Origin of the sequence: Streptomyces sp. NPDC048277 (assembly GCF_040652235.1) — a bacterium.
Lineage (GTDB): Bacteria > Actinomycetota > Actinomycetes > Streptomycetales > Streptomycetaceae > Streptomyces.
This window is the reverse complement of record NZ_JBEZLQ010000004.1, coordinates 134,897-149,752: the sequence shown is the minus strand read 5'-3', so window position 1 is coordinate 149,752 and position 14,856 is coordinate 134,897. Positions and strand designations below refer to the sequence as shown.

Sequence of the window (14,856 nt, the reverse complement as noted above, 5' to 3'; positions counted from 1 at the left end):
CCTCACGCCGGGTTGAGGAACGAGGGTTCCTCCGGCTCGGGCACCTCGTAGTCCCGCTCCCAGCCCTCGCACTCGAGTTTCAGCGACTGGATGGCCACCGCGTTGGCGTTGGCGTCCATCTCGCCGAGGACCTGGTACTCGCTCGGCCAGGTCCGGTAGAGCTTGTGCGAGACGGCGACCTGACCGGCCTCGTTGAGGACCTGGATGACGATGTCCTTGCGGAAGTCGGCCAGGGACACCTCCGCGCCGAGGCCCGCGCCGACCTGCCAGACCTTGTTGGCCCAGCGGTCGAACTCGGGGTCGTGGGTGACCCCGCGCTCCAGGGTGATGCCGTCGAACTCGGAGCGGCCGGGTGACTTGCGCGGGGAGGAGGGGTCGCCGCCGTTGCGGTGCTTGACGACCTCCGTGGTCCGCTTCAGTGGACTGATCTTGCTGATGCCGGCGACCGTCCGACCGTCCCACAGCACAAGGAACTTGAAGTTCTTGTAGGGGTCGAAGCGGTGCGCGTTGACCGTGAACTCAGCCATCGGATTCCTTCAGCTCTCCCTGAATCGCTAGAGCGCGAACTGGCCGGACGTCTGCTGGATCTTGACGACCACGAACTCGGCCGGACGGACCGGCGCGATGCCGACGAGCACGTTGACGACGCCGTTCGCGACGTCGTCGGCCGTCGTGGTCTCGTGGTCGCACTTGACGAAGTACGCCTCGCGCGGGGTGCTGCCCTGGAAGGCGCCCTGGCGGAAGAGCGTGTGCAGGTACGAGGAGGCGGACAGCCGGATCTGCTGCCAGAGGTTCTCGTCGTTGGGCTCGAACACGACCCATTGCAGGCCGCGTTGGAGGCTCTCCTCCACGTGCAGCGCGAGCCGCCGCACCGGCACGTACTTCCAGGCGCTGTCGAGGGCGTCGGAGCCTTCGAGGGTGCGCGCGCCCCAGACCAGCGGTCCGGTGACCGGGAAGGTGCGCAGGCAGTTGACGCCGAGCGGGTTGAGCAGGCCGGTCTCACGGTCCGTCAGATCGACGGTGAGCGAGTGCACTCCGACCAGCTGGGCCTCGGTGCCCGCCGGTGCCTTCCAGACTCCGCGCTCGGAGTCGGTGCGGGCGACGACGCCGGCGACCGCGCCGGACGGCGGGAAGGCGCGCAGCCGCCCGGTGAGCGGGTCGGTGAGCTGGATGTGCGGGAAGTACAGGCCGGCGTGGTTGCCGCGCACGGCGTCGAAGGCCGAGATCCCGGCCCGCGCGGAGTCCACGCTCACCCAGGTGGCGGGCGCGTCCACGAGCAGGAAGATCCGCCGCTCCTCGCACAGCCGCTGGGCCGCCGACACGACGGTGAGGGCGTCCTCGGTCTTCTCGTACGACGCCAGTTCGGGCAGCGACAGCAGGTTGACGTCGGCGACCTGGCGCAGCGCCTGGATGCCGGTCTTGTCGGCCTCGGAGCCGATGAGGTCGCGCGGGCCGGGGGCTTCCCCGTCCTCACCGCCCGCCAGCGGGAACACCGGCGGGTTGACCGAGGCCTCCAGGCCCAGGTCGTTGGCGCACTCGCCGAGGAACCGGACGACGTCCTCGGGGTCGGTGGAGCCGGCGACCACCTGGACACGGCGGCCGAAGGCGGTGACCTCGACGCCGGCGAAGGCGTGCCTGCCGGGCGCGTCGGGCAGCGCCCTCAGCTTGCGTTCGAGGAGCAGCGCCAACTCGGCCACGGTGGACGGGGCTTCGCCGTCGCAGTCGGGGTCGTAGAGCTTGAACTCACGCTCCACGTCACCGATCTTCACGGTGAGGTCGACGGCGAGGTCGGGCAACCGGTGGCCGAACGGCTTGGAGACCGTGCCGGACGGGTCCGGGCGTCCCTCGCCGACCGCCTCGACGCGGATCAGCCGCGAGCCGGCGTTGACGACGGTCGGCGCGTAACTGCCGCTGTCGGCGTCCATGGACAGGCCGTTGAAGCTCTCGCGGGCGTCGCCCCGGGCGTCGTAGACCCGCAGGTTGAAGGTCTTCTCGCAGTCCGGGGTGTCGTAGTCGACGGCCACCCGCAGTCCGTTGCCCCAGACGCCGGGTTCCTTGGCGTGCACTTCGAGGACCCGGGTCTCGCTGTGGCCCTCGGTGGACTCCAGGACCACACAGGCGGCCTTGCCGCTGCCGGCCTTGGCGACGCGGACGATCACGGCGACGGTGCCGCCGTTGCCGAAGAACTGGTGGACCGCGTAGGAGAGCGGGCTCTGCGCGCTCAGGCCGCCGAAGCGCCGCTCGAAGTCGGCGAATCCGGTGACGCGCACCGGCTGGTTCAGCGGGCCGCGCCGGGTGTGTCCCACGAACGCGGTCACCGAGGTGGTCACGGCGGAGACGGTGCGGGTGCTGCTGGGAAGCTCTTCGACGTAGACGCCCGGATACGTCGGCCTCGCGGCGCTCACGGCATTCGTCGGCATTCCCCCTCCTATCCCTTCTCAGGCACCGGTGGCAGGCACCAAGAGGCGGCAGAGGGAGAGGTGGTGGGATGCGCGCGGCAGAATCGGTCCCCGGCGCGTCCAGACGCACCGGCCACGCACCCCGTATCAGTTTCCCCCGTCAGTACCCCGGACGGACGGCCGCCCGGGTCAAGCACGCACGCTTGTGACTCCTGATGCTCAAGTGCACCTCCACCATGGTGAGTCGGTCGTTGCAGGAGCAAGTCCGGTTCACGCCAGCCCGCAGGGAGGTTCGATGAAGACAGGCTTGTACGACCCGCACGGGATGGGCACGTGTCGGATCAGGTAGTTCACAGAATTCACACAGCCAGTGGTGCAGCAGAATGGATCCCATGTCCCGACGTACCTCGCAATCCAGGCGGCAGCACGACTCCGCCCCAGTTCACAACCCCTCCTGCCCTTGCGGTCTTGCGGAGACGTACGAAGAGTGCTGTGGCCGATTCCACCGGGGTGCGGCCGCGGCGCCCACCGCGGAGCGGCTGATGCGCTCGCGCTACTGCGCCTTCGTCAAGCGCGACGAGGGGTATCTGCTGCGAACCTGGCATCCGCGAACGCGCCCGCCCCGGATCGACTTCGACCCGGGGATGCGCTGGACCGGTCTGGAGATCCTGGGGACGACCGACGGCTCGGCCTTCCACGCCACCGGCACGGTGACCTTCCGCGCGTCCTTCCAGGGCGGCTCGCTGCACGAGCGCAGCCGGTTCGAGCGCGTGGACGGGGCATGGGTGTACGTGGACGGGGAGTTCCTGGACTGAAGGCCGTCCGGGGACCTACGGCGCCAGGATGTCCAGCTCGTGCAGGGCGCCCACCGTGATCTCTCGGGTGAGCAGCTCCGCACGGGCCGCGTCGCCCTCCCGCACCGCCTCCGCGACCTGGACGTGGAGGGTGACGGCGGCCGGGTCGGGGTCCTCGAACATCACCTCGTGATGGGTACGGCCCGCGAGCACCTCGGCCACGACGTCGCCGAGCCGGGCGAACATCTCGTTGCCGGACGCGGCGAGGATCACCCGGTGGAACGCCATGTCGTGGACGAGGTACGCCTCCAGCCGGTGGCCGCGTGAGTTGGCCACCATGCCGAGCGCGCACTCGGTGAGCTCGGCGCACTGTTCGGCCGTGGCGTGCTTCGCCGACAGGCCCGCCGCCACCGGCTCGATCGCCGAGCGCAGCACCGTGAGCGAGCGCAGCTGGTGCGGGCGGTCGGCGCCGGCCAGCCGCCAGCGGATGACCTGCGGGTCGTAGACGTTCCACTCGGCCTTGGGTCGGACGGTGACCCCCACCCGGCGGCGGGACTCGACCAGGTGCATGGATTCGAGGACCCGGACGGCCTCGCGCATCACGGAGCGCGACACCTCGAAGTGCTGGGCCAGCTCGTCCGTCCGCAGGACGCTGCCCGGCGGGTACTCGCCCGCGGTGATCGCGGGGCCGAGGGCGTCCAGTACGCGGCCGTGCAACCCCCGGCCCGGTGTGCTCATGCACTCAGCGTACAGAGTGGATCACCGAGCCAAAAAGTCAGACTTATATGTCACACACTCTTGAATTCGTCGTACCTAATGGGTTTCAGTGAGGCCGACACCGGATGAGGAAGACAGCGAGGCAGTGATGCGGACCCCCCACGTCGTCGTAGTGATGGGCGTCGCCGGTACGGGCAAGACCACGATCGGTCCCCTGCTCGCCGCCCGGCTCGGCGTCCCGTACGCCGAGGGCGACGACTTCCACCCGCCGGCCAACATCGCCAAGATGTCCGCCGGGCACCCGCTGGAGGACGCCGACCGGTGGCCGTGGCTGGACGCCATCGGCTCCTGGGCGCACGGGCGGGAGGGGCTCGGCGGGGTGGTCAGCAGCTCCGCGCTGAAGCGGTCGTACCGCGACCGGCTGCGCGCCGCCGCCCCCGGCATCGTCTTCGTCCACCTCACCGGCGACCGGAAGCTCATCGAGGACCGGATGTCGCACCGGCAGGGTCACTTCATGCCGACCGCGCTGCTGGACTCCCAGTTCGCCACGCTCCAGCCGCTGGCGGCGGACGAGCCGGGCGTCTCCGTGGACGTCTCCGGCACCCCCGAGGAGATCACCGCCCGGGCGGTGCGGGCGCTGGACACGCTGCCCGACCTCACCCCTCAGTAGCTTCCCCCCTCAACTCCCCCCTTTGTCCCCATAACTGCAAGGAATCCCCGTGACCAGACTCAGCGTCGAGATGCTGGCAGCGGACACCGTCGCGCCCATCACCTCGGCCGGACATGCCCAGCTGGGCATCGCCGTGCTTGCGGGCATCGCGGTCATCGTCCTGCTCATCACCAAGTTCAAGCTCCACGCCTTCCTGGCGCTGACCATCGGCTCGCTCGCGCTGGGCGCGTTCGCCGGGGCACCGCTCGACAAGGTCATCACCAGCTTCACCACCGGCCTCGGCTCCACCGTCGCCGGCGTGGGTGTCCTGATCGCGCTCGGGGCGATCCTGGGCAAGCTGCTGGCCGACTCCGGCGGTGCGGACCAGATCGTCGACACGATCCTCGCGAAGGCCGGCGGGCGCGCGATGCCGTGGGCGATGGTGCTGATCGCCTCCGTGATCGGTCTGCCGCTGTTCTTCGAGGTCGGCATCGTGCTGCTGATCCCGGTGGTGCTGATGGTCGCCAAGCGCGGCAACTACTCCCTGATGCGCATCGGCATCCCGGCCCTCGCGGGCCTGTCCGTGATGCACGGCCTGGTGCCGCCGCACCCCGGCCCGCTGGTCGCGATCGACGCGGTCCACGCGAACCTGGGTGTGACCCTGGCCCTCGGCGTCCTGGTCGCGATCCCGACCGTGATCATCGCCGGTCCGCTGTTCTCGAAGGTCGCCGCCCGCTGGGTGGACGTGCAGGCCCCCGACCGGATGCTCCCGCAGCGCCCGTCGGAGGATCTGGACAAGCGCCCCGGCTTCGGCGCGACCCTCGCCACGATCCTGCTCCCGGTCGTCCTGATGCTGGCCAAGGCGCTGGTGGACATCGTCGTGGACGATCCGACGCACACCGTCCAGCGTGTCTTCGACGTCATCGGCTCCCCGCTGATCGCCCTGCTCGCGGCCGTGATCGTCGGCATCTTCACGCTGGGCCGGCCGGCCGGGTTCACCAGGGAACGGATCTCCGGGACCGTCGAGAAGGGCCTCATGCCCATCGCCGGCATCCTGCTGATCGTCGGCGCGGGCGGCGGCTTCAAGCAGACGCTGATCGACTGCGGAGTCGGCCGGATGATCCTGGAGATATCCAAGGACTGGTCCATCCCGGCACTGCTGCTGGCCTGGCTGATCGCGGTGGCGATCCGCCTCGCGACCGGCTCGGCCACCGTCGCCACGGTCTCCGCGGCGGGCCTGGTGGCCCCCCTGGCCGCCGACATGTCGACGACCCACACGGCCCTCCTGGTCCTCGCCATCGGCGCCGGCTCGCTGTTCCTGAGCCATGTCAACGACGCCGGATTCTGGCTGGTCAAGGAGTACTTCGGGCTCAGCGTCGGCCAGAACCTGAAGACCTGGTCGGTGATGGAGTGCATCATCTCGGTCGTCGCGGGCGGCCTGGTCCTCCTCCTGTCCCTTGTGATCTAGTCCCTCGCGATCTAGGAGCGGTACGACGATGACGGCTCACCCCCTCTTCGACATCAGCGGCCGGACCGCCCTGGTCACGGGCTCCAGCCGGGGCATCGGCCTCGCGCTGGCCCGCGGCCTGGCGGAGGCCGGCTGCACGGTGGTCCTCAACGGCCGGGACCCCGAACGGCTCGCCAAGGCGGCCGCGGAGCTCCCCGGCACGGTCCACACGGCCGTGTTCGACGTGACGGACGGGCCCTCGGTGGCCGCGGGCATCGAGGACGTCGAGGAACGGGTGGGCCCGCTCGACATCCTGGTCAACAACGCGGGCATGCAACTGCGCGCACCGCTCCTGGAGTTCACGGACCCGGACTGGCACCGCATCCTGGACACCAACCTGACGAGCGCGTTCCTGGTCGGCCGGGAGGCCGCGCGCCGGATGACGCCGCGCGGCCACGGCAAGATCATCAACATCTGCTCGCTGCAGAGCGAGGTGGTACGGCCGGGCATCGCGCCGTACGCGGCGACCAAGGGCGCGCTGAAGATGCTCACCAAGGGCATGTGCGCCGACTGGGGCCCGCACGGCGTCCAGGTGAACGGTCTGGGCCCCGGCTACATCGAGACCGAGCTGACCCGACCGCTGGTCGACGACGAGGAGTTCAGCGCGTGGGTGCGCCGCCGCACCCCGGCCGGCCGCTGGGGCCGTACGCAGGACCTGGTGGGCGGGGTGCTGTTCCTCGCCTCCCCCGCGGCCGACTTCGTGAGCGGACAGATCCTGTACGTCGACGGCGGCATGACGAGCGTGCTGTGAAAGGGGCTGGGCGGATGCTGGGTTGTGTGATCCACGGCGAGGGCGACCTGCGGGTGACGGAACTGCCGTCCCCGGAGCCCGCGCCCGGCCAGGCCCTGGTCGCCGTCCGCTACGGCGGTGTGTGCGGCTCGGACCTGCACTACTGGCGGCACGGCGGGGTCGGTGACTTCCGGCTGCGGGAGCCGATGGTGCTGGGCCACGAGGTGGTGGGTACGGCCGTCACGGGACGGTTCGCGGGGCTGCCGGTGGCGGTGCACCCGGCGACTCCGTGCGGGCTCTGCCCGGAGTGCGCGGACGGCAGGGCGAACGTCTGCCGGGACACCCGCTACCTCGGCAGCGCGGCGCGTTTCCCGCACGTCCAGGGCGGCTTCGCGAGTCAACTGTCCGTGCCGGAGGCGCAGTTGCGTCCCCTGCCGGAGGGGCTGCCGCTTCGCCGGGCGGCACTGGCGGAGCCGCTGTCGGTCGCCCTGCACGCGGTGCGACGCGCCGGGGCGGTGGCCGGGAAACACGTGCTGGTCACCGGCGCCGGCCCGATCGGCTGCCTCGTGGTGGCGGCGCTCCGCTCGGCCGGGGCGGCCCACATCACGGTCACCGACCTGCTGCCGGAGGCGCTGCGCTACGCGACGATCGCGGGCGCCGACACGGTCGTACGGGCCGACGACCCCGACGACACCGGCCGACCGACCGAGGTCGACGCGGCCGTCGAGGCGTCGGGGGTGGCGGCGGGCCTGGACACGTGCCTGGGGCTGGTACGGCGCGGCGGAGTCGTCGTCCAACTGGGCATGCTGCCGCCGGGGCAGTCGCCGTTCGCCGGGAACCTGGTGGTGAGCCGGGAGATCGAACTCCGGGGCGCGTTCCGCTTCGACACGGAGTTCGACGAGGCGCTGGAACTGCTGGCCAGGGAGCCGGTGTTCGACGGACTGATCAGCGCGGTGGTGCCGGTACCGCAGACCGAGGAGGCGTTCCACCTGGCCACCGACCGAAGCAGGTCCTGCAAGGTACTGCTGGACTTCGAGGACTGAGGACACCGATGGAGTCCGGTGATACGGCTCGCCTGGGCACCGCCGGACTCCACGGTCTGAGCCGATCACCGTCGCGGCGGGAGAACAAAGCCCGTGCGGCAGGGCTCAGTTGGAGTCCGGTAGTGCGGCCGATCGGGCACCGCCGGACCCCGCCGTCTCGGCCGATCGCCGTTGCGGCGGGGAGAGCAAAGCCCGTGCGCCAGGGTTCAGCTGGAGTCCAGTGATGCGGCCGGTCGGGCACCGCCGGACTCCGCCGTCTCGGGCGATCGCCGTTGCGGCGGGGAGAGCAAAGCCCGTGCGCCAGGGTTCAGCTGGAGTCCAGTGATGCGGCCGGTCGGGCACCGCCGGGCTCCGCCGTCTCGGGCGATCGCCGCCGCGGCGGGGAGAGAAATGCCCGTGCGGCAGGGTTCAGCGAGCCCCCTCGGCTGCACTTGTTTTCCCGCCGCGACGGCGCTCGGCCGCCGCGGCGGTGTTCGGCGGTGCCGCTACGGCGCCCCAGGCACCACGCTGGTGTTCGGCAGTGTCGTGGGCGTCGGCGGAGTGGTGTTTCTGTCGGGCTCTTTTCCAGGGAGCCCGTCGGGTTTCGCCCGGTAGGGCTACGGGCGCCACAGTGGGTGCTCGCGTTTCGCCCACTCCCGGCTCACCTTTCCCGTGCGCAGGCCTCGTCTCGCCTCCGGGTCGGCCATGGCCATGCCGATGTGGCCCGCCAGGACGACGCCGATCGTGAGGGCCAGCCAGTCGTGGACGAAGGTGGCCGAGGTGCGCCACATCAGGGGGGCCAGGTGGGTGAACCACATCAGGAGGCCCGTGCCGAGCATGACCAGGGTCGCGCCGGCGATCCAGTTCGCGTAGATCTTCTGGCCGGCGTTGAACTTGCCCGCCGGGCGGGAGGACGGGCGCTTGTCGCGGGCCAGGGCGGCGCGGAGCCAGAGCCGGTCGTGGGGGCCGAAGCGGTTGAGGAAGCCGAGGTCCCTGCGGAAGGCGCGGGAGGCGAGCCCGAGGAGCACCGGGACGGGCAGGGCGAGGCCCGCGCACTCGTGGATGCGGACGACCAGTTCGCGCCGGCCGACCAGCACCGCCAGCTGGGGGATGTAGAGGCAGGCGGCCGTCAGCACGCAGATGCCCATCAGCGCCCCCGTCGTGCGGTGGATCCAGCGCTCGGCGGCGGTGAAGCGGTGCAGCCGCTCCGTCACGGCCGGTGCCTCAGCTCGTAGGCTCATCGTCGCGTCCGTTCGAGCGGCCGACCCAGGCGTCGACGTCGTAGCCGAGGTTCTCCCAGTATCCGGGCCGCACCTTGTCCGTCACCGTGATGCCGGAGAGCCACTTGGCCGATTTGTAGAAGTACATGGGGGCCACATAGAGGCGGACCGGGCCGCCGTGGTCATGGGTGATGTCCTTGTTCTGCATGCGCAGCGCGACCAGGATGTCCGGCCGGCGCGCCTGGTCGAGGGTGAGGCTCTCGCTGTACGCGCCGTCGAAGCAGGTGAAGCGGATCGCCTTGGCGGTGTCCCGGACGCCGGCCAGGTCCAGGAGATGGGAGAGCCGGACGCCTTCGAAGGGCGTGTCGGGCACCCGCCAGCCGGTGACGCACTGGACGTCCTTGACCAGCTTGGTCTGCGGCAGGGCCCGCAGCTCGTCCAGGGTGTAGGTGCCCGGCTTGTCGACCAGCCCGTCGATCTTCAGCTGGTAGTTCGCGGCGGTCTTGGTCGGCACCGACCCGGTCACCGAGTAGTAGCGGAAGCCGCCGCCGTTCGGGAGCAGTCCGGTCAGGCCCGTGGGGTCCTTGCCGGAGAAGGTGCCGAGAACCGACTCGGTGACGCGCTGCAGCACCGGCGCGGTCACCAGTCCGAGCGCGCCGAGGCCGATGGTGCCGAGGAACACCCGGCGGCCGACCGGGCTGCCCTCCTCGCTGCGCCGTGGTTCCTCGGATTGTTCAGGGTTCACGTACTCATTCGAACACCCTCGGGACGCCCTCGGCCACGAAATCCGGCAGCCGTAAGGAATCCACAACCTCTTCTCATGATCCGCCCAGCGCGCGTTCCCGGGCCGCCCGGAACGCCTCGCAGGGGTCGCGGTCCGGATACGACCAGGGTGTCGGGGTGGCATGGCGGCCGATGCGCTGGAAGAGGGCCGCGGCCTCGGCATACCGGCCGGCGCCGGAGGTGGCGTGGGCGAGGTGGTTGAGGTCGACGTGGCGGCGCGGATGCTCCTCGATGCCCCACTCCAGCCACCAGTCGAAGGCCGCGGTCAGGGCGCGCCGGGCGGACGGCTCGGCCCAGTGACCGGCCGCGGCCGGGTCGGCGGGGGCCCGGCCGGTGACGGCCAGCACGCGATGGCGTTCGGCGTACGCGACGACGGGGAGGACGGCGAGCGGCGAGTCGGCCGGGGCCTCGGCGGCCGAGCGTTCCGCGAAGGCGCACAGTTCGTACGTTCCCTCGGCCTCGGTCTCCGCGATGCGGGCCGCCATCAGGTGATGGGCGTGGTGGTGCTCGGGATGACGGCGGCGCACCTCGCCGAAGGTCCGGCGCGTCTCGTCGTCGGTGCCCAGATAACGGGCCAGCAGGAGGAGGCCGAGCCAGGGGGTGGGGTCGGCCGGGGCGAGCGCGGCGGCGCCCGCGCAGGCCTCGCGGGCCCGCTCGGGCTGCTCCTTGCCGCGCAGGGCGCGCCGGACCAGGGTCAGGGCGTACAGGGTGGCGGCGCCGGCGGAGCCCGGCTCGGCCAGCAGCCACTCTCTGGCCCAGGCGATGGCGTAGGGCTCGCGGGCGAGGACGGTGACCCGGTGGCCGCGGCGGTCCCAGTCCTCACCCGTATGGAGCAGCAGGGAGCGGGCGGACTGCCAGCGGCCCTGGGCCAACGCGGCACGGGCGGAGATGAGTTCGGCGTCGTCCAGGGCGTCGTCGGGACAGTGTTCGCACCCGGGGTGCGCTGTCGCGCGGGGACCTTCGGCGACGGCCCGGCCTGGGCCTAAGAGGGGCGGGGTTGGGGGCACCGCGGAACTTCCTGGTTGTCGGGCTGCCATCGGCCGATCACGCACAGCAAACCCCCAGCCAAGACTTTGCGTCAAGCTGAACGCTGGTGGTCCTTAGTTCAACTACCGTCAACGGGGCGGAACTTGACGCGCGCGGAGGCCGGGTTGGCGTACCGTGACCGTAGGGCTTCGGGTTCCGGCTGTGGCGTGCGCCATGGCGCGGACCGCCCGGGCGGCGGACCATGGCGGTACGGTCTCGCCGCCGCCCTGATCCACCACCGTGATCGGCTCGGGCATCGTGACCGAGTCAACCGCCCGGTTCCGGGTAAGCCCGGAGCAATCCCCGCCCGGCAACGCTACAGTCGGCCACTACGCACCCCGTAGCCCGGCCGCATGATCGAGGTACGCAGCGTGTCCGTTCTGGTTCTGGTTCTCGCCGTGAGTGCCGCCTGTTGCCTCGGCTTCGGGTTCGTGCTCCAGCAGAACGTCGCCCAGACGGCCCCGCTCAGCGACTTCCTCTCGCCCCGGCTGCTGCTCGACCTGATGAAGGTGCCGCGCTGGCTCGGCGGTATCGGCCTGATGGTGGTCGGCATGGTCCTGGGCGCGGTCGCCCTCGGCAAGGGGGAGATCTCCCTCGTCGAGCCACTGCTCGCGACGAACCTCCTGTTCGCCCTCGCGCTCTCCCGGCACCAGACCAAGCATCCCCTCAGCCACCAGGGGTGGGCGGGTCTCATCCTGCTCGCGGGCGGGGTGACCACCTTCATCGTGGCGGGCGAGCCACGCGGCGGCCACGCCGTCGCCAACCCGCTGCGCCACTGGCTGATCATCGGCGTGGTGGTCGGCATAGCCCTGCTGCTCACCACCTACGCCAAACGCTCCCGCCTCAGCTCGGGACCGACCCTCCTCGCCCTGGCCGCCGGCCTGCTGTACGGCGTACAGGACGCGCTGACCCGGGTCACCGGCACCCGCTTCTCCGAGGGCGGCATCATGGAGGTCCTGACCGGCTGGCAGCCGTACGGCGTGCTGGTCCTCGGGGTCACCGGGCTGATCCTCGTGCAGAGCGCGTTCGAGACCGCCGAGCTGCGCAATTCGCTGCCCGCGCTCACCGCGGCCCAGCCGCTCGCCGGGATCCTGTGCGGCGTGGGCTTCCTCGGGGACCGGCTGCGCACCGACACCGGGGCGCTGGCCTGGGAGGCGGCGGGGCTCGCGGCGATCGTGGCGGGCATCGTGCTGCTCGGGCTGCATCCGGCGATGCCGCGCGGTACGGCGCCGAAGGAGCCGGCGCCGGCTCTCCAGCCGCGCTGACGCCCACGCCCGTCGGCTGCTTGGATGGGCGGCATGAGCGCTGCTGACGAGATCCTCGACATCGTCGACGAGCACGACCGGGTCGTCGGACAGTCCCCCCGCGGCGAGGCGTACGCGCGTGGCCTCCGCCACCGCTGCGTCTTCATCCGGGCCCGCGACACCACCGGCCGCGTCTTCGTCCACCGCCGCACCGCGACCAAGCTGGTCTTCCCCTCCCTGTACGACATGTTCGTCGGGGGCGTGGTGGGCGCGGGCGAGTCCTACGACGACGCGGCGCTGCGGGAGGCCGAGGAGGAACTGGGCGTGAGCGGGCTCCCGCGGCCGACGTTCCTCTTCAAGTTCCTGTACGACGACGGCGCGGGCCGGAGCTGGTGGTCGGCGGTGTACGAGGTCCGCTGCGACCTCCCGGTACAGCCGCAGGTGGAGGAGGTGGCATGGCACGACTTCCTGACCGAGGAGGAACTGGCAGCCCGCCTCGGGGAGTGGGAGTGGGTACCGGACGGGTTGGCGGCGTGGGAGAGGCTGCGCGCCCCGTAGGACAACGACACCGCACCCCCCGGTAGTCTTCCTATACGTGATCGAATTCGCGAGAAACGTCCGTTTGTGGTTCGCCCCCGAGGTCGTGCGCCAGGAGGGAACGACCCCCGACTACCGTTTCTCCCTCGCCAACGAGCGGACCTTCCTGGCCTGGCTGCGTACCGCCCTCGCCCTCATCGGCGGTGGATTCGCCGTGGACCAGTTCCTGCCCGACCTCCGCTGGGGCTGGCGCGTCGGCCTCGCGCTCGCGCTCCTCGCGGCCGGCGTGCTGTGTTCGCTCCGCGCCGTGAACCACTGGATGCGCTGCGAGCGGGCGATGCGGCGCGGCGAGGACCTGCCCGTGTCCCGGTTCCCGGCGCTGCTGAGCGTGGTCGTCGCCGTGGTCGCCGTCGCGATGGTGATCGTCGTGCTCGTCGGGTGGGAGGGGTGACGGAACCGGCCCGCGACCCGGGGCTCCAGCCGGAACGCACCCGGCTGGCCTGGCGGCGTACGACGCTGTCGGCGACCGTCGCCGCCATACTCGCCGCGAAGTCCGCGTTGCACGACAGTTCCTCGGCCGGCGGCGTGATCGTCTGCGTGGTCTGCTGCGCCCTCTGGCTGGGCTTCCTCCTGGTCGCCAACCGCCGTATCCGTGCCCTCGCCACCACCGGCCGCCCCCCGGCGCTGGCCCCGCGGCAGGCGACCGCGGCGGTGCTGTGCACGCTCGCGATCGCGGTCTGCGCCGCCGCACTGGTCGTATGAGGACCCGCTCCAGGCGGCCTACTCCTCCGGCCGGTCCACGGTGACCACCAGTTTCCCCCGCGTCCGCCCCTCCTGGCTGCGCCGGTGCGCGTCGGCCGTCCGCTTCAGCGGGAACGTCTCCGACACATGGACGGTCACCGCTCCCTGCTCCGCGAGCGCGCAGAGCCGTTTCAGGTCCTCGGCGTCGGGGCGCACGAAGCAGTAGCGGCCGCCGAAGTCGACGACGTCCGGGTCGGCGACGGAGGCCATGCGCCCCTCGGGGGCGAGCAGGTTCGCCGAGACGGTCAGGGCGTCGCCGCCCACGGTGTCGAAGACGGCGGCCACCCCCTCGGGGGCCAGTCCCCGGACACGTTCGGCCAGACCCGCGCCGTAGCTCACCGGCTCGCCGCCGAGCCCCCGGACGAAGTCGTGGTTGCGCTCGCTCGCCGTGCCGATGACCCGGGCGCCGAGGTGGGCCGCGAGCTGGACGGCGAGGGAGCCGACCCCGCCGGCGGCGGCGTGCACCAGGACCGTCTCGCCGCGCTTGACGTCCAGCGCGTGGACGAGCACCTGGTAGGCGGTGAGACCGGCCAGCGGCAGCCCGGCGGCCTGCTCGAAGGAGAGGTTGCGCGGCTTGCGGGCGAGGGTGCGCACCGGGGCGGCGACGTACTCGGCGAAGGTGCCCCGGGAGAGGAAGTCCTCCCGGACGTAGCCGATCACCTCGTCGCCGGCCGCGAACTCGGTGACGGCGGCCCCCGGCTGCACGACGACCCCGGAGACGTCCCAGCCGGGGATCACCGGGAAGACCGCGTCCAGGACGCCGTGCAGGTGACCCTCGCGGCACTTCCAGTCGACCGGGTTCACGGCCGCCGCCCGGACCTTCACCAGCACCGTGTCGGGGCCCACCTTCGGGTCCCTGACCTCGCCGTACTCCAGTACCTCGGGTCCGCCGTACCGGCTGTAGCTGATGCCCTTCATGCAGACGACACTCCGGGGTACTCGGACGCCACGCAACCGGGATGCCCGTATATGCACTGTTTGCGTGGCAGCCTGTCCGTCGGCGTCACGCCACACTCCTGAACCACGCACCCCTGAAGGTGAGCAGCATGACCACCCTTCATCAGGAACACACCGCGCACGGCCACAGCCACGGACCGGACTGCGGGCACGACCAGGTGCCGCACGGCGACCACGTCGACTACGCGCACAACGGGCATCTGCACCGCGAGCACGGCGGCCACTGGGACGAGTGCGAGCCCGCCGGGCATGTCACCCACGACAGCCACGACCACCGGCACGGCGACGGCTGCGGACACACCGGTGTGCTGCACGGCGACCACATCGACTATCTGCACGACGGCCACCGGCACGCCGAGCACAACGGCCACTGGGACGATCACTGAGACGGTCCCGGCCCCGACGACGGCTCCCCGCACTGCGCGCGCGGGGAGCCGTCGGCTCGTGGTGGGGTCGTAGGGTGGTCCCGG

At 71.4% G+C, this 14,856-nt stretch carries 17 protein-coding genes; 10 read left to right on the top strand and 7 right to left on the bottom strand.

Going from position 1 to position 14,856, the window contains the following annotated elements; all coding sequences use genetic code 11:
• Positions 1-2: 2 nt before the first annotated feature.
• Positions 3-527, bottom strand: a complete 525-nt coding sequence (locus tag AB0D85_RS10980) for a phage tail protein (RefSeq protein ID WP_355717858.1) — start codon at positions 525-527, stop codon at positions 3-5.
• Positions 528-554: 27 nt separating this feature from the next.
• Entirely contained in the window at positions 555-2,420 is a 1,866-nt protein-coding gene (locus AB0D85_RS10975) for a phage tail sheath subtilisin-like domain-containing protein (protein WP_362316994.1), read from the bottom strand.
• 371 nt (positions 2,421-2,791) lie between these two features.
• Here AB0D85_RS10975 and AB0D85_RS10970 point away from each other — a divergent pair, with 371 nt between their 5' ends.
• Entirely contained in the window at positions 2,792-3,214 is a 423-nt protein-coding gene (locus AB0D85_RS10970) for a YchJ family metal-binding protein (RefSeq protein WP_362316991.1), read from the top strand.
• A 15-nt stretch (positions 3,215-3,229) separates the two neighbouring features.
• Here the strand turns inward: AB0D85_RS10970 and AB0D85_RS10965 are convergent, their stop codons facing one another.
• A complete protein-coding gene (locus AB0D85_RS10965; RefSeq protein ID WP_362316989.1) occupies positions 3,230-3,931 on the bottom strand; it encodes a FadR/GntR family transcriptional regulator in 702 nt (233 codons plus the stop codon).
• Between the two features lie 127 nt (positions 3,932-4,058).
• Between AB0D85_RS10965 and AB0D85_RS10960 the strand changes: the two genes are divergently transcribed.
• From AB0D85_RS10960 to AB0D85_RS10945, 4 genes are read left to right on the top strand one after another with little or no spacing between them, the layout of a single operon-like run.
• Positions 4,059-4,580, top strand: a complete 522-nt coding sequence (locus AB0D85_RS10960; RefSeq protein WP_362316986.1) for a gluconokinase — start codon at positions 4,059-4,061, stop codon at positions 4,578-4,580.
• Positions 4,581-4,629: 49 nt separating this feature from the next.
• The gene (locus AB0D85_RS10955; protein WP_362316983.1) at positions 4,630-6,027 is read left to right on the top strand and encodes a gluconate:H+ symporter; all 1,398 of its coding nucleotides are present in this window, start codon (positions 4,630-4,632) and stop codon (positions 6,025-6,027) included.
• Between the two features lie 28 nt (positions 6,028-6,055).
• Positions 6,056-6,817, top strand: coding sequence for an SDR family oxidoreductase (locus AB0D85_RS10950; protein WP_362316981.1), 762 nt, complete (start codon positions 6,056-6,058; stop codon positions 6,815-6,817).
• A 14-nt stretch (positions 6,818-6,831) separates the two neighbouring features.
• Entirely contained in the window at positions 6,832-7,839 is a 1,008-nt protein-coding gene (locus AB0D85_RS10945; RefSeq protein ID WP_362316978.1) for an L-idonate 5-dehydrogenase, read from the top strand.
• Between the two features lie 596 nt (positions 7,840-8,435).
• Here AB0D85_RS10945 and AB0D85_RS10940 read toward each other — a convergent pair.
• The 3 genes from AB0D85_RS10940 to AB0D85_RS10930 form a co-directional block, all read right to left on the bottom strand.
• The gene (locus tag AB0D85_RS10940) at positions 8,436-9,059 is read right to left on the bottom strand and encodes a cytochrome b/b6 domain-containing protein (RefSeq protein WP_362316975.1); all 624 of its coding nucleotides are present in this window, start codon (positions 9,057-9,059) and stop codon (positions 8,436-8,438) included.
• Entirely contained in the window at positions 9,043-9,783 is a 741-nt protein-coding gene (locus AB0D85_RS10935) for a molybdopterin-dependent oxidoreductase (RefSeq protein ID WP_362316973.1), read from the bottom strand. The genes AB0D85_RS10940 and AB0D85_RS10935 overlap by 17 nt, the downstream gene beginning before the upstream one ends.
• Before the next feature lie 73 nt (positions 9,784-9,856).
• The gene (locus AB0D85_RS10930) at positions 9,857-10,828 is read right to left on the bottom strand and encodes a hypothetical protein (protein WP_362316970.1); all 972 of its coding nucleotides are present in this window, start codon (positions 10,826-10,828) and stop codon (positions 9,857-9,859) included.
• A gap of 390 nt (positions 10,829-11,218) precedes the next feature.
• On the opposite strand from AB0D85_RS10930, the gene AB0D85_RS10925 reads away from it, so the two are divergent.
• From AB0D85_RS10925 to AB0D85_RS10910, 4 genes are read left to right on the top strand one after another with little or no spacing between them, the layout of a single operon-like run.
• The gene (locus tag AB0D85_RS10925; RefSeq protein ID WP_362316967.1) at positions 11,219-12,112 is read left to right on the top strand and encodes a DMT family transporter; all 894 of its coding nucleotides are present in this window, start codon (positions 11,219-11,221) and stop codon (positions 12,110-12,112) included.
• A 33-nt stretch (positions 12,113-12,145) separates the two neighbouring features.
• A complete protein-coding gene (locus tag AB0D85_RS10920) occupies positions 12,146-12,649 on the top strand; it encodes an NUDIX domain-containing protein (RefSeq protein WP_362316965.1) in 504 nt (167 codons plus the stop codon).
• A 37-nt stretch (positions 12,650-12,686) separates the two neighbouring features.
• Positions 12,687-13,079, top strand: a complete 393-nt coding sequence (locus AB0D85_RS10915) for a DUF202 domain-containing protein (RefSeq protein WP_316774507.1) — start codon at positions 12,687-12,689, stop codon at positions 13,077-13,079.
• Positions 13,076-13,390, top strand: a complete 315-nt coding sequence (locus tag AB0D85_RS10910) for a DUF202 domain-containing protein (RefSeq protein ID WP_362316961.1) — start codon at positions 13,076-13,078, stop codon at positions 13,388-13,390. Before AB0D85_RS10915 ends, AB0D85_RS10910 begins: the two co-directional genes overlap by 4 nt.
• Positions 13,391-13,408: 18 nt before the next feature.
• Here the strand turns inward: AB0D85_RS10910 and AB0D85_RS10905 are convergent, their stop codons facing one another.
• Complete coding sequence (locus tag AB0D85_RS10905; protein WP_362316958.1) at positions 13,409-14,347, bottom strand: NADP-dependent oxidoreductase; 939 nt, start codon at positions 14,345-14,347, stop codon at positions 13,409-13,411.
• Between the two features lie 128 nt (positions 14,348-14,475).
• Between AB0D85_RS10905 and AB0D85_RS10900 the strand changes: the two genes are divergently transcribed.
• Positions 14,476-14,772, top strand: a complete 297-nt coding sequence (locus AB0D85_RS10900) for a hypothetical protein (protein ID WP_362316956.1) — start codon at positions 14,476-14,478, stop codon at positions 14,770-14,772.
• Positions 14,773-14,856 lie beyond the last annotated feature (84 nt).